Annotated in this window: 8 protein-coding genes and 4 pseudogenes; 9 read left to right on the top strand and 3 right to left on the bottom strand. The window is 33.7% G+C overall.

Annotation, left to right across the window (positions count from 1 at the left end; all coding sequences use genetic code 11):
• Positions 1 to 65: 65 nt before the first annotated feature.
• From OTK00_RS10705 to OTK00_RS10695, 3 genes and pseudogenes are all read left to right on the top strand, one after another.
• Positions 66 to 479 (top strand): annotated as a pseudogene (locus OTK00_RS10705) (transposase); the annotation flags it as partial.
• A gap of 514 nt (positions 480 to 993) precedes the next feature.
• Positions 994 to 1,866, top strand: coding sequence for a DNA adenine methylase (locus OTK00_RS10700; RefSeq protein WP_045168839.1), 873 nt, complete (start codon positions 994 to 996; stop codon positions 1,864 to 1,866).
• A gap of 15 nt (positions 1,867 to 1,881) precedes the next feature.
• Positions 1,882 to 2,307, top strand: a complete 426-nt coding sequence (locus OTK00_RS10695; protein ID WP_045168840.1) for a PD-(D/E)XK nuclease superfamily protein — start codon at positions 1,882 to 1,884, stop codon at positions 2,305 to 2,307.
• Positions 2,308 to 2,361: 54 nt separating this feature from the next.
• Here OTK00_RS10695 and OTK00_RS10690 read toward each other — a convergent pair whose 3' ends face one another.
• Positions 2,362 to 3,684 (bottom strand): ATP-binding protein, encoded by a 1,323-nt coding sequence (locus OTK00_RS10690; RefSeq protein ID WP_045168842.1) that lies wholly within the window; start codon positions 3,682 to 3,684, stop codon positions 2,362 to 2,364.
• A gap of 309 nt (positions 3,685 to 3,993) precedes the next feature.
• Between OTK00_RS10690 and OTK00_RS10685 the strand changes: the two genes are divergently transcribed.
• The 3 genes from OTK00_RS10685 (at position 3,994) to OTK00_RS10675 (ending at position 6,577) form a co-directional block, all read left to right on the top strand.
• The gene (locus OTK00_RS10685) at positions 3,994 to 4,278 is read left to right on the top strand and encodes a hypothetical protein (RefSeq protein WP_045168843.1); all 285 of its coding nucleotides are present in this window, start codon (positions 3,994 to 3,996) and stop codon (positions 4,276 to 4,278) included.
• Positions 4,279 to 4,419: 141 nt separating this feature from the next.
• Complete coding sequence (locus OTK00_RS10680) at positions 4,420 to 4,767, top strand: hypothetical protein (protein ID WP_045170080.1); 348 nt, start codon at positions 4,420 to 4,422, stop codon at positions 4,765 to 4,767.
• A 517-nt stretch (positions 4,768 to 5,284) separates the two neighbouring features.
• Positions 5,285 to 6,577 carry an IS110 family RNA-guided transposase gene (locus tag OTK00_RS10675; protein ID WP_045168742.1) on the top strand — a complete coding sequence of 431 codons (1,293 nt, stop codon included), beginning with the start codon at positions 5,285 to 5,287 and terminating at the stop codon, positions 6,575 to 6,577.
• A 769-nt stretch (positions 6,578 to 7,346) separates the two neighbouring features.
• Here OTK00_RS10675 and OTK00_RS10670 read toward each other — a convergent pair.
• Positions 7,347 to 8,438: pseudogene (locus tag OTK00_RS10670) on the bottom strand (IS481 family transposase); the annotation flags it as partial.
• 230 nt (positions 8,439 to 8,668) lie between these two features.
• Here OTK00_RS10670 and OTK00_RS10665 point away from each other — a divergent pair.
• Positions 8,669 to 9,904 (top strand): annotated as a pseudogene (locus OTK00_RS10665) (IS1634 family transposase); the annotation flags it as partial.
• Between the two features lie 17 nt (positions 9,905 to 9,921).
• Positions 9,922 to 11,814, top strand: a complete 1,893-nt coding sequence (locus OTK00_RS10660) for a [Fe-Fe] hydrogenase large subunit C-terminal domain-containing protein (RefSeq protein WP_045168844.1) — start codon at positions 9,922 to 9,924, stop codon at positions 11,812 to 11,814.
• Between the two features lie 255 nt (positions 11,815 to 12,069).
• Here the strand turns inward: OTK00_RS10660 and OTK00_RS10655 are convergent.
• Positions 12,070 to 13,511: pseudogene (locus tag OTK00_RS10655) on the bottom strand (transposase).
• A gap of 363 nt (positions 13,512 to 13,874) precedes the next feature.
• Between OTK00_RS10655 and OTK00_RS10650 the strand changes: the two are divergent.
• A complete protein-coding gene (locus OTK00_RS10650; RefSeq protein ID WP_045170083.1) occupies positions 13,875 to 14,510 on the top strand; it encodes a TetR/AcrR family transcriptional regulator in 636 nt (211 codons plus the stop codon).
• The last annotated feature ends 72 nt before the right edge of the window (positions 14,511 to 14,582 follow it).

The raw sequence follows: 14,582 nt of genomic DNA, 5'->3' as shown, positions 1-14,582 counted from the left end.
CATAGCTTCAAACTGTGTATGATATTAGTTGAAAAGACAAAACCATACACAGGAGGTTTGAAGCTATGGCTTGTAATAATAATACCACAAATAAGAGGAGTTTTAAACACCTAAGTGAAGCAGAGAGAGGTAAAATAGAAATATTACTAAATGATGGTAAGAGCTTAAGAGAGATAGCAAGGAAGATAGGCAGGAATGTAAGTACAATTTCAAGAGAAGTTAAAAGAGGCACAGTGACTCAAATGAAGAGTGATTTGAGTACATATGAAAAATATTTTGCCTAAAGCTGTCAGGCTATGTATGAGAAAAACAGAGCAAAATGCGGTAGAAAGAGTAAATTTTTAAAGGTTGAAAGCTTTTTAAAGTTTGCAGAAGAAAAGATACTGAAAGATAAATGATCACCGGATGCAGTAGTTGGATATTGTAGACAGGAACTTGGGTTTAGGAAAGATGAAATGGTTTGTACAAAGACGCTATACAAAGCGTATGAGAGGGGGACAAATGAGCGCATGAATGGATTGATAAGGCGTTTTTTACCTAAGGGTAAAGAAATAAAAGAAAATATCGAGAGAGGCAATAAAGAGGATACAAGATTGGTACAACAGGCTTCTTAAGGAGGATATTCAACTACAAGAGCAGTATAGAAAGGTTTTTAGTGGAGATGAAGGAAATATGCGAAACAGAGGTAATAGAGAAATTTTTGGTAGAGGCATAGGAGGTGGCGTATATAGATAGAGGGAAATATAGTACAAAATAGCAGCCGCCAGCTTTCCTGCAGGGAAGCTGTCAAATATTGGCAGCTAATATCATACACAGTTGTTGCTTTAATCAAGTTATAATTTCCAGTTTCATCACAAAAAAGTGTTGCATTTAATATTGCAATTTAGATTAGTATTGCAATTTAGAGAAGAAAAATTTATTTCTTGCACACCAAACAAATGTATGGTATAATTAAAACAAAAGTTAATTTTAAATCTGGAGTATGATTTTGCAATGAGGACTCAAATTACTTCTTTCCATCAAAAAATTGTGCCCATAGTGAAATGGGCGGGTGGCAAAAGGCAGATAATAATGAGTTTACTTAATAAGCTGCCAAGCCATTTTTCCACATATTTTGAGCCTTTCTTGGGTGGCGGAGCACTTTTGATAGAGCTTTATAATAGAGGAATTTTAAAGAATGCCATTGTTTCTGATATTAATCTTGAACTCATAAACCTTTACACTGCAATTAAATATTATCCGGATGAAGTGGTTTACTATATAAAAAATTTAGATTTTAAGAATGTCGAAGAGGATTACTACAAAGCAAGGGCGCTTTACAATTCTATTAAAATAAAAAATGTAGATGCAATCGAAAATGAAAACTTACTCAAAGCAGTGTTATTGATCTATTTGAACAGACACTGTTACAATGGGCTTTACAGGGTGAATTCCAAAGGCGAATTCAATGTTCCTTTTGGAAGATATAAAAATCCTAAAATGCCAAGTAGAGAAGAAGTATTTGCCTTTTCAAATATGTTACAATCTGTTGAAATTTTACATGCAGACTTTGAAGAAGCGGTGAAGAAAGCTTCAAAATTTGATTTTGTGTATTTTGACCCTCCATACATGCCTGTATCAAAAACAGCTAATTTTACTGACTACACAGTTGCAGGTTTTACAAAAGAGGAGCAAGTAAGACTGAAAAATGTTTGTGATAACCTGAGCAAAAAGGGTTGTTTTGTTATGATAAGCAACTCAGATTCAGAATTTATAAGAGATCTTTATAGAAGTTACCACATTGAGGTAATAGAAGCAAAAAGGCTTATTAATTCAAGTGCAGAAAGAAGGACTGGGCATAAAGAAGTTATTATAACTAATTATTGAAAAGAAGGTGTTATTGTGTCACCCGGTGGAAGAGGTACTCGAACTGGAAAAGTTCATGAGAAGCTTATTGAACAGGCTTTATTGCAAAATTATGCTGGTGCTTTTAAGGGACAATTTGTAGTTGGCAATGATCTCTTTGGGAATAAATATAGAGCTGACTTTGTTTTAAATGATGAGATAATTATAAGTGCTAAATGGCAGCAAACACGTGGGACTGCAGAGCAAAAAATAGTTTATGAGATAATCACTTTAGTGAAAATTTTGAAAGAAAATTCAAAATATAAAAAAGCTTACATTGTAATCAGCGGAACAGGGTATACTGAAAAAGCAAAAGATTTTTATCTAAATCAAAAGCACGTTGACTACATAAAAGAGGGAAACTTAGTAGAAATAATATCTTTTGAAGATTTTGTCAAAAGAGCAAATTTAAAATTGCTATAAAAGTATAGAGATATTAAAAAACTCAAAAGGGCTAAGTGCAAATCTGCCAATGCCTTAGCCCTTTTCCATTTTAATCTGCATTTCGTACCAGTCAACAAACTGCTTGGCTGTTCTTGCTGAGCGGCCGTTGTAGTTCATCTCCCACTGCAGAGAAAGATTGTAGAGCTCTTCTGTAATTTCAATTCTCCTTTTCTTTGCAATCTCCTCAACAATTGAAAGGTATTCCTGCTGGGTTGGAGAGGTATATGTTACTATTATTCCGAACCTGTCAGCAAGAGAAAGTTTTTCTTCCAGGGTGTCTTTAAAGTGCACTTCATCGCTATAAAAGGTGTTTCTGTCATCAAATTTTTCTTTTACAAAATGTCTTCTGTTTGATGTTGCATATATTACAACATTCTGGGGCATTACTTCCAAAGATCCTTCCAAAATGGCTTTCAGTTTGGTGTAGTTTTCTTCTATGTCTTCAAAAGACAGATCATCTACAAAGGCTATAAACTTAAGTGGCACATCTCTTAATATTCTTATTAACTCCGGGAAGGTATAAAGCTGGTCTTTAAAAACTTCAACCATTCTTAAACCCATATGATAAAATTCATTTAAAATTGCCTTAACAGTTGAAGATTTACCACTTCCTCTGCTGCCATATAGCAGAATATTGTTGACTCTCTGACCTCTTAAAAATGCCAGAGTGTTTTCGACAACAATCTTTTTCTGCCTTTCAATGTTTACAAGATCATCAAGTCTTACTGGATCTAAATTCTCAATGCCGATAAGCTTTTCACCATCCCATGAAAAGCCTTTGTATCTTGCAAAAATCCCATAACCATTTTGTTTGTAAAATTCTATAAGATCTTCAATTAAACTGCTCCAGGGGGATACATTCAAAAACTTTTCAATGATGATTTTTATAAAATTATCATTGGCATTTTGCGGCATAGTATTTGTACCTTTGACATCCAGAAAACTTTCGGCTAAAAAATCGGGTATAGCAGAAGATTCTTTTAGATAATCTTCTATTTCTTTTGCAGAGAAATTTGAGATGAACTCAAGACAGTCCAAATCGCAGCTTGCAGCTTTTTTGATAAACTGGTCTATCATTGATTTACCGATAGCATTTGATGCTAATTTTGCAAAAGTATTTTCACCAAATAAAATCTTTTCGATAATATATTCTTTAAGACTGCATCCTTTACCCGCTTCTAAAAGATTATAGTAAAATGTACTGTACAGGTTTAAAACTTTTTTAAAATCCTGATTCTGGTCGTCAATGTGGCAAATAAGATTGTACAGATTTTTAAGCACCATATCCTCAAGAAGGTTCCGGTAAACTTTTAGACTTTCGAAACACAATCTGTAAATCTTTATTTTTTCACTCATATCTTACATTGTCTCCTTTGCTATTTATTTTGACAAAGATGGTTTGGACGTTTGAAAAATGAGTTACTAACAGGATATTATACTATTTTAAATTACCCTGTTTCAATTTCAAGCCAATTCTTGTTTAATAACTTCGCATAAAATTTGAACTTTTTTATAATACCGTTTTGCATATAATAAAAAATTGGCTACTTTTTGCAGTATAAAAAACAGATTGTGATTTGAAAGGAGGGCAGAGTGCTAAAAGGAAAAAAGTAAAAAGTTTTTAGAAGATTGAAAATAAAATATCAAAAGAAAGGATGTGATTTTTTGAGCCAGAACTGGTTGTTCGAAGAAGCAACAAGGCTGGCTCAGAAGTACGGATTTAGAGTGTATGAGGTTACACCCTGGGTTGTGAGAGTGAGAACTATCTGTGATGAATGGCTTATAGAATACAATGAATCTTCAACAAAACCGTTCTGTCTGCATCATTACAAGCAAAAACCTCATCTTCAAAGGAAGTTCTACGATTTGCCTTTCTTGTTCAAGTCCATTTGGCAGCATGACAGGTTTGTCTTAAACGGGCGCAGCACAGTTCCTATCAGAATGTATTAAAATTCCTGCAAAAATTTAAAATAACATAAAAGAGAGGAGGTGAGTTTAATAAAATGTAGTTATTCTTTAAACAATTTGTAATTCGTATAAAAAAACAGATTGTTTGATGTGGTATAATCAAGTTTGAAGGGGAGTGATGATTTGTATAACACATTTATTTTTATAACCGGGTTTGTAGGGGGCATTGCTGTTATTATTTTGTATCTAAAGTGGACTGCTACTAAGAGTTCACAAAGGACTTATATTAAGCTTGGGCCTGTTGCAAGGTCTTTTGATGAGCTAAAAGAAATGTTCATCTCTTCTAAAGAGGATGTGGAGAGCGAATTGCAAAGCTACATAGAATTTTCTACAGTTGAGAGAGGGAAAAAGTTAGCAGAAAGGGTTTTTGCTCATATTACAGTGTGTCTGGGGATTCTTGCTTCACTTGAGAGATTCGGAGTGAATCCGAATGAGGTTTTGGAAGAGCTGAAAAATCAAAAAAGTTCTTGATTGATATCAATGGGGCTGGCTTGAAAAGAGGAAAGCACAGCCCCTTGTATAATTATTTTCGTAAGACACATCAAAAAAATTCTAATAAAATAACAACCAAAGTTTCGGTTAACATAAGATTTTGAGTCTCATCCTTAAAATAACATCTCAAATACTACCTCTTTGAGAGGAAAGCAGCGCAAAGTCTCTTCCTGCTGCTTGTGGCTTCTAATCTTTAGCCACTTTAACGCTGGCCTCTTGCCAGCCATTCTAACTTTGATATAATTCTTTCTATCTGGGCATGGAATTTACCTGTACGCGCCCCCTGGGAACGGAACTTCTTTCCGTATACCCGTGAAAAAGATTATTATTCCATTCCAGGTAAGTCTAAACTATTTGGCTGGTTGAGGCCAGCTTAGATCCTAATCAAAGCTGGTTCCTCGCATCACGTGCAAGGTTGTATACTTACCTTTGCTCGGAATGGAAAACTCATGCCCTAATTCAATTTCAAAATCACTTGCAGGGAGGTTTAATTGCTATGAATCTAAAACCTATTGCCGGGATTGATGTAGCCAAGTATTTCAGCGAAATGGTGATTATATCTCCTACAAATGAAATAATTGCCCGCTTGACTATCCGTCACAATAATCCCTCTGATTTTGATAGGGCTATTGAAATCCTTAAAAAAGTTGAAGAGGATTTCGCAGCACGCCCTATCATCGTCATGGAAGCCACAGGGCATTACCACAAAATCCTCTCCCGCTTCTTTACTTCTAATGGCTGGGATGTTTCAATTATCAATCCCATCCAATCTAATTCTATCAAAAATGCGGGAGTTAGAAAAGTAAAAAATGATAAAACCGATGCCCTGTGGATTGCATTAACTTTTAGACTTACTGACTCTACTGTAGTACAACCTTCATCTGAAATCCTCGACTGCTTGAAAAACCTATGCCGCCAGTATTACAACCTCAGTGATGAACTAACCTCTTACAAATACAGACTTACTTCTGTCGTCGATCAAATTATGCTCAATTTCAAAGAGGTCTTCCCTGACATTTGTTCTAAAACATCCTTGGCTATACTTGAAAACTACCCAACTCCAACCGATATCTTAGGCGCTGACAGCGAAAAACTTATTTCCATCATTCAGCTAACCTCTAAAAAAAGCTATCAATGGGCCAAAGAAAAATATGAATTACTTGTCGCAAAAGCTAAACAGTTTCAACCTTTTTCTATATCAGACTTAGCAACTGTTACTATGCTTAAAGTCTATATTAACATGGTCCTGAATTTACAGCAGAATATCGACAAAATTTTTGAAGCCATAAATCAACTTGTTCAGCAATCTTCGCAATCTCAGCCTTCACTCATGGAAAATATTAACCTCCTTCAATCTATCCCCGGCATAGGTTTTCTATCCGCTGCAACTATCCTTGCTGAAATAGGTGATTTCGAAAAATTTTCAAAACCCAACAAGCTTGTTGCTTTCTTTGGTGTAGATCCTTCCGTAAATCAATCGGGGCAATTTGTTGGCACAAAAAATAAAATGTCTAAACGTGGTTCTAAAATCTTGCGAAGAATCTTATTTACAATTGCTCTTGCCAATATCAGAACAAAAAGAAATTCTAAACCTTGTAATCCTGTATTATTCGAATACTATCAGAAAAAGTGCCAACAAAAGCCCAAAAAAGTTGCATTAGGTGCTGTTATGAGAAAAATTATTTGTATTATCTTTGCTGTTATGCGCGATAAAAAACCTTTTGAACTTAGAACTCCAGAAGAACATATTCAAAAATACTTTAATAAAACTGCAGTTTGTAGTGCATAAACAATTGTTCTGTTTACGAAACATTAGTTAACAATAACACTACTCAGCCTCCATATGTTATGTCAACTTCTAATGGATGGCTTACCTTTTTGCGCCCTCTTTAAAGAATCTTATACCATAAAATGGTGTCAAAATTTTTTAAAAAAACTCTTGACTTTAATTAGCTGGTCTTTTATTATGTCAAATCCTTTTTTTCAAACTTTTTAATAGTTAGATATATTAGGACAAATATATATAAAAACCAGTATATTCTCATGTAAACACTATTTTTTGATATTCCCGCAAATGGGTCAATGGTCGAAAAGTCAATTAAATTGGATTTAAAAAGAATATTTGCCATCTCACGATAAATATTGTCAGTTGGCAAGATTAAACTTGATACAATACCGATTGTCTGAAGCGTTGTTGATGCCTTTGAAAAATTTGCTATTGCGTAGCCAATCTGCTCCAGAAAACCTCCTATCATAGCAAATCCAAACAGAAGTACAACAAGTATCCCTGTTGCAAGAGTTGAAAACGATGTGCTGAAAAATGTTGTAACAGTTAAAAGCACAACAGCAATTAATTCAAACAGAAGCCATCCCAAAACTATCTGTGAGATTGGGTGATCAATAGAAAATCCCACAGTCTTATTGATAGTGTAGATGCTAAAGAATATTGCAGTTGAATATAAGGTTATAAAAATTAAAGCACCCAGGTATCTTGCAAGTACATATTTCCAGCGTGCAATTGGACGAACAATGATTGTGTGAACATTGTAATTTTCAAGGCACGTGGTGAAGACATATTTACCACCTAATTTATTACAGAACAGAGAATAGAAAGTACCTACCTTTTTCATAATGTCATCAAGAAGTAAAGTAGGAAACTGAAATACATGGGAGGAAACCAAAGTTTTAGAGTCTTTGAATTTTTCAAATGGTGTCCTCCCATTCATTCCTTTACCATTATGAGGTCTGAAAAAATTCCATGTATCCTGCCATCTTTGGGCTCTTTGAATAAATTCATTTTTTGTTTTACATCTTTCCGCATGAATCATTAAGAAATACTCATCATCTGCTCTGTGTGAATTTTCAATTATACCCATCAAGTGTTTAGCTTTTGGTGGAATAGGAGTTAGTTCTACTCCCAGAAATGACAGCATCTCATTCCACTCCTTTAGTTTTCTTTTGCTTCCTCCACAAAATTCTGCTCCATTGTCTAACCTTATTCTTATTTGGCTTCTGACATTGTGAGTTCTTAGCCATAATGCAACCAAGGATACAAACATAAAGCCAAAGGCAGAAGAAAGTTCATAAGAATAAGCTGTAAATCTTGTTCTTGTTGCAACGTCTATCATGTTCCACTCATAGAGTGGGAGATTGTATTTTTTGATATGTTCATATACTTCTTTTGGAAGACTATCTTTGTCTAAAAGATGCTTTGTATCAAGCTGAAATTCAGAAAATGGAATGAGAGTTTCGTAGTCATACAAACTTCTTTCACCTTTTTTTGCCTTTCTTGTCTTTCTTGGTACAGCATTTCTTTTAAGAATTGACTTTATCGTGTTTTCACTTATTTTAACTCCGTATTTTCTGAACAAATAAAGTGAAAGACGTCTGTATCTAAATCCTGTTCTTTTAGCCTCTTGGATAATGAGATTTTCAAGTTCAGAAGAAAGTTTTCTTGGACAAGTTTTAGGTCTTCTGGATTTATCCTCAAGAGGACCGTAAATTGCCCTTCTAATAGTAGCTCTTGATACACCTAATATTTTAGCAGTTTTTGATACGTTTTTGTTATTTACTTCAAACACTTTTCGGAGTAATTCTCTTGCTTTTTCAGGAGATATTTTTCTTAACTCATGGTATGATATAATATTCATAGTAGGCTGCCCTCCCATCCTGGTAGTTTTTTGATGTTTCTTTTGAATGAAATATTACACTTTTTAATTATATCAAACAAGATGGAGGCAGCCTCTATTCTTTTTATGACCTTCTCTTCATTATTTTCGCACATTCTTTCGCTATGGTAAATATCTTCACACCTATTCGAGATTTTTATCTACATATAACTTGATTTATTGATATTTTTGTAGTATGATATTCCAAAAACATTCTCAAGTGGTCTCTCTTATTTGTTAAAATTACTAAAGCTGATGGATATGAGTATGTTAAAATTGTCCATAATTATAGAGAAAATGGCAAAATAAAACAAAAAGTCCTTCTTAACCTCGGTAGACATGATCTTTTAAAAAATAATGAGACTTTTGTAAATGTAGTAGACAAACTTTATGAAGTATTTGCTAAAGAAAAAAATAAAAATGCCACCATGGAATTGACAAAAGATAATATTTCTGAAGGAACAATATTGAACTACGGACATATTGTCTGTCGCAAACTGTGGGAACTTTTTAAAATAGACAAATTCTTAGAAGAATACTGCTTAAGACGATACAAAATCAAATTTGATATTGACATTGTAAGTTTTTTAATGACAGTTCAAAGACTACTGCAACCAGTTAGTAAATTTAAAACATATGAAAAGAGACATCAATATTTTGGTTTTCCATTGCAGGAAATTGATTTAAACCATCTTTACAGAAGCTTAGATATATTAGCAGAAGCAAAGGAAGAACTGGAGATTTATCTTTACCAGATGAACAAGACATTGTTTAACTTTCAGGTAGATGTTGTGTTTTATGATGTTACAACTTTTTACTTTGAGAGGGTAAAAGCGGACAGTCTAAGGATGTGTGGATTTAGCAAAGACAACAAAGTCAATGAAGTACAGGTAGCAATGGGAATGCTGATAGATAAAGAAGGAAGACCTGTTGGGTATGAGCTTTTTCCTGGTAATACTATAGATAGCAAGACTATTATAAAAATTTTAGAGAAACTGAAGGAGAAATTTTGTATAGACAAAGTTGTAATAGTAGCAGATAAAGGCATAAACAAAAGCTTAAATCTTAAGATAATAAAGGAAGCAGGATACGACTATATTGTGGCGTCGAGGCTTAAGAACATGAGCAAAATGGTTTTAGAAGAAGTATTTAACGATGATGGATATAAATACTTAGCAAAAAAGGATTTTGAAAGCATTTATGGAGAAGAATTTAAATTTAAAGTAATAGATTATGAGAATTGTGTAAAAGATGAAAACGGCAAAAAGTACAAGTTAGAAGAGAAGATGGTGATAACCTATTCAAGCAAGAGAGCTAAAAAAGACAAGCAGGATAGGGAAAGGCTTATTAAGAAGGCAAAAGAGCTTTTAGAGGAGCCGAGTAAAATCAGGGCTTTAGAGAAAAGGGGAGGAAAGAAGTTTTTAAAGCGGGTAAATAAGAGCAGTAAAGAGAGGGGGAATATCTAATGATTGCTATCAACAAAGAAAAGTGTGTAAAGTGTTACAAGTGTATACGTGTATGTCCTGTGCAATTTGCTAATACTATTAAGGGAGAATATATTGAACTAGACAATGATTTTTGCATCAAGTGTGGAAGGTGTGTAAAATACTGTGAACATGGAGCAAGGGAATTTAAAGATGATATTACTTTGCTTAAAGAGATGTTAGCTTCTGGTGTAAAACCTATTGCAGTTGTTGCTCCTTCTGCAAGAGCTAATTTCAAAATAGGAAAGCTCATAAATACTCTGAGAGAAATTGGATTTAAAGAGGTTTACGACGTTTCTTTTGGTGCAGATATAACCACTTGGGCTTATATCAGGTATATTCAGCGTTTTTCAAAAAAAAGTATTATTGCTCAGCCATGCCCTGTAGTAGTTAATTACATAGAAAAACATGTTCCTCAACTACTTGATTATCTAATTCCTGTCCAAAGTCCAATGATGTGTGTAAGCATTTATCTGAGAAAATATTTGAAAAAAACCGAACCAATAGTTTTTATTTCTCCATGTATTGCTAAAAAAGACGAAATAGCAAGATTTCCTGATATTGTCCAGTTGAATGTAACGTATGTTTCTTTAATAGAAGAATTTGGTGATATATACAACAAGGCTGCTGATACAGGAAAATTTGATTATGCTGAAGGATATTTAGGAAAACTTTTTAGCAGACCAGGTGGTTTAAAAGAAAATGTTAATGCATATTTCAAAGATGCAAAAGTAAAACAGATCGAGGGTGATATAGTATTTGAGTATTTAGAAAAAGACTATTTGAATACTCCAGACAATCAAAAACCTCTAATTGTTGACATATTAAACTGCCACGAGGGATGTAATAAAGGAACAGCTACTAAATTAGATACTCCTATCGACGTAATAGATTATGAATTTGATGTTATGAAGAAGAGAACATTTAACAAGTACAAAAGTAAAAGACTATTTAATTTTTTTGATAAGAAACTTAAATTAGAGGACTATATAACAACATACCAAAACAAGCGCAAGTATTTAGAAAAACCTTCTGCCGATGTATTAGAAAACATCTACAATGAAATGCTAAAAACCACGCCTGAAAGGAGAAATTTGAATTGCTCCGCATGTGGACATGATTCTTGCGAAGAAATGGCTATTGCAATCTATTATGGATATAACAGGAAAGAAAATTGTGTTAATTACTTAAAAGATAAAGTGTCTCTTGAAAATGAGGAGTTGCATTACAAGAATACCCAAATTAACAAGTTATTAGATGAAATACACAATACTAAAATTGAACTTGAAAAGTTAATAAAAGAAGTGGCATTTGCAACAGATGTTGTAGATAGGAGTATGCAAGAAATAGCAGTTGGATATAGTGAGAATGCTAAAGAAATTGAGAATATCTCTTCTGCGGTTTCTGGTATATTAGAACAGATTAAGTTGCTTGATAATATTAGTAAAGAGTTGTCTTCGAAAATAGATGTTCTAAACAAAACCAACAATATACTCCAGGATATTGGAAGTAGTATATCTCTTTATGCTTTAAATGCTTCTATTGAAGCTTCAAAGATAACCGAGTCAAAAGGCTTTTCTGTTATAGCTACAGAAATACGAAAACTTGCAGATAGAATGAAAGTCGAGACGTCTGTTGTGAAAAAAGAATTCGATACCATGATTAACTTAATGAACGAGATTCCTAATTTAACAGAAAGTATACTGAGTACAATTGAAAGTATAAACAGCTCTTTAGTAAATGAGAGTGCTTTAAGTGAGGAGCTAACGGCAAAAAGTGAGGAAATTTCAGCTGAAATTTCACGGCTCAATGCATTAATTCAACAGGAAGGTGTATTAGAAGAAAAATATAATAGGCGTTTGCAAAATAGCTGAAAACATGAGCAATAAAATGGAAATGAAGTAATAAGTAACAAGGCAGATGATAGATAAGAGTATTTACAGATGCCAATATATAGCATTGCAAACAATAAAAGCATATACCAGACAAATGGTAAGTGATACCAAACTAAAAGAAGACAAAGTAATCCTAAACCCTTTTGAAAGTGATTGCTAAAGGGCTTTTAGATGAAGAGGAAAGTTTATGCAGCATAAGCAAAAAGGAATTTGTGTTAGAAGCTGAAGATAGGCTTATACTATAAGTTTTTTAAGTTTTTGAAGTTTTTTGTAAGTAATGTTTTTGTGAGATTCTAAGATAAAGTAAGAGAGAATAAAAATCAAAAGCATACAGATGGCGGAGAGCAAGAGGTCAGAAAAAAGTGAAGTATGGTCATGGAAAAATAATGTATCATGACCGAGGGAAGACTTTAACTGGAAGATAGTTTGTTCTATAGTAACTCTTGATTTGTAGAGTTTTTCAAATTCATTAGAATTTCTGTCTATGCCAAGGAAGTTGCGCAGGTCAGAGTCTGGGTAGGTATAAAACATTCTACCAGACTTAGAAGAAGTACAGGGATGAGGGCAGTTGCAAAAGCGTTTACCATCTTTAATTTGAGAGCAAGGACAACGCCACTTGATACGTAGCAAGCGTTTTTACCATTACAAAAGCCTTCACGGATAAAAGGGTTGCTCTTCTTATTACAAAAAGGTCACACCTTCTGGAGATATAGAGATATTTGGGTCGGAAGTGGGTGAGGTTGAATTTGATTTTGAGTTTCTTGGGTTTATAGGGATAATGGCATAAGAAGAACTTAAAGTTATTGATTAAAGTAGAGTAAATTGCATATGAGTCAAGAGCACTATCAGCAATGAAGGTTGAGAAAGAGTATTGAAAGTTTTTATTCAAAGTAATCAGAGCAGGGATAAGAGCTTTTGAATCGGAGATAGCTTTAGCAAAGGATGGATCAGATGTATCAGCTTGAGGGAAAGTAAAAGCAGGTGAGATTACAAGAGGGATACCAAAGCCATTAGTTAGTATAGAGAATTTGTAAGCATAGCAGAAATGACCGTTAGCGAACATACGAGTGATATATGGTGAAGCAGAAGCAGTTTGAGGGAGGTTAGAATATGTGAGGGAATAGACAAGATGAGATTGTAGGTCAGGGTTTTGTGACTTAGTTTTTTTAAGTTGTGATTGAATGAATTTAGGGTTATTTTCTTTGACCTTGGGTTCTAAAGCGGTAGTATCGAAGATGATAGTAGAAGCAAGGTCAGGGTTTATTTTAAGGGCGATATTATGGGCATAGTTTGCGATATTGTAGAAGAGTTTTTCAATCTCATGGCAGAAGATTTTTCTGAATCTTGAGAAGGTAGAGATAGAAGGAATTTTATTGAAGTTGCAAAAGATTCTGAGTTTGTAGGAGTTGAGTAGGATAGCGCGCAGCTGAGTTAATGTAGGGAGTTTGAGTATTTTTTGTACAAAGAAAGCACAGAGCATAGATTGCAAAGAGAAATCTCTTTGTCTTCCGAAGTGTTTGTAGTAAGTTTTGAAGAAGGATGTAGGTATGAACTGGTTTAAATCAATGAAATTGCTGAAAAAGCCGAGCAAAGTGTGTGGGTTACTAAGAAGCAACGTTTTTAACGTGCTCATAGAGATCTAAAAAAGATAGTTGTTTGTTTTGACTTTTGAACATTTTATCTTCCTCCTCATAGAAAGTATGTTTTATATAGATAGATTTTACACTATCTATGAGGAGGAAGGAAGACTTTTTTAAAAGTTTTGAAAAGCTTGATAACGCTCATCTTGAGCGTTTATGCAAAAGGCTAGAAAAATATAACTAAGGGATGAAAAGTCAAGGAAGTTACAGCTTTTAATTGCTTTGCTTAATTGAGAGTGGTGGCCTTTGCAAACCAGGTTTGCAAAGGTCCATTTGTTTTATACAACTGATTCGCTTCTTGTTATTTTATTTATATACTGCGTGCCAGATCTTAATCAAAATAAATTTTTTCTTTACATCACATGCCCAAAAAGTCATAATAACCTTGAGGTGAGATTTATGCCCAAGCAGACATTTTTAAACCTTCCGGAAGAGAAGAGAAATCTTATAACAAACACGTTAATAAAACATTTTTCACAAAAGCCCTATCATGAGGTTGATATATCGGATGTTGCAAAAGAGTGCAGTGTTGCAAAGGGGAGTATGTATCAGTATTTTGAAAACAAAAAGGATATGTATTTTTACGCAATAGAAATTTCTTACCGGAGGTTTTTAAAACTTCTTGAGAAGCTTGATATGGTTCATATAAACATTTTTGATTATTACGAAAGTTCATTGAAAAGTATATGGGTTGCGATAAAAGAATTAAAGTATGAATATATGCTCATAGAACGTGCATTTTTTTCACATGACGCACCTTTTAGAGATGAGGTAAATGAGAAGTTTCTAAAACAGTCAAGAGACTTTCTAATAGAGGTTATAAAATACAATCAGGAAAAAGGAATTGTAAGAGATGACATTGACCCAGCTGTAATTGCTATATTTTTAGAGGGTGCAGGATTTTATATGAAAAAATTTATAGTTGAACAGGCTTTGCAAAACATGTCAACTACACTTGACATCGATATAGATTATTTCAAAAATGCTATGTCGCAGTTCTGGATTTTAATAAAAGAAGGAATTGGTAAAAAGTAGAAATATAAATGTGACTTTACAGTCATATGACCAATGAGTCATAATATATAGTAGTAAAATAAAAGGTTAAGG

It is taken from the genome of Caldicellulosiruptor morganii (assembly GCF_026810225.1).
GTDB classification, from domain to species: domain Bacteria; phylum Bacillota; class Thermoanaerobacteria; order Caldicellulosiruptorales; family Caldicellulosiruptoraceae; genus Caldicellulosiruptor; species Caldicellulosiruptor morganii.
This window is presented reverse-complemented; position numbering and strand designations above follow the sequence as displayed.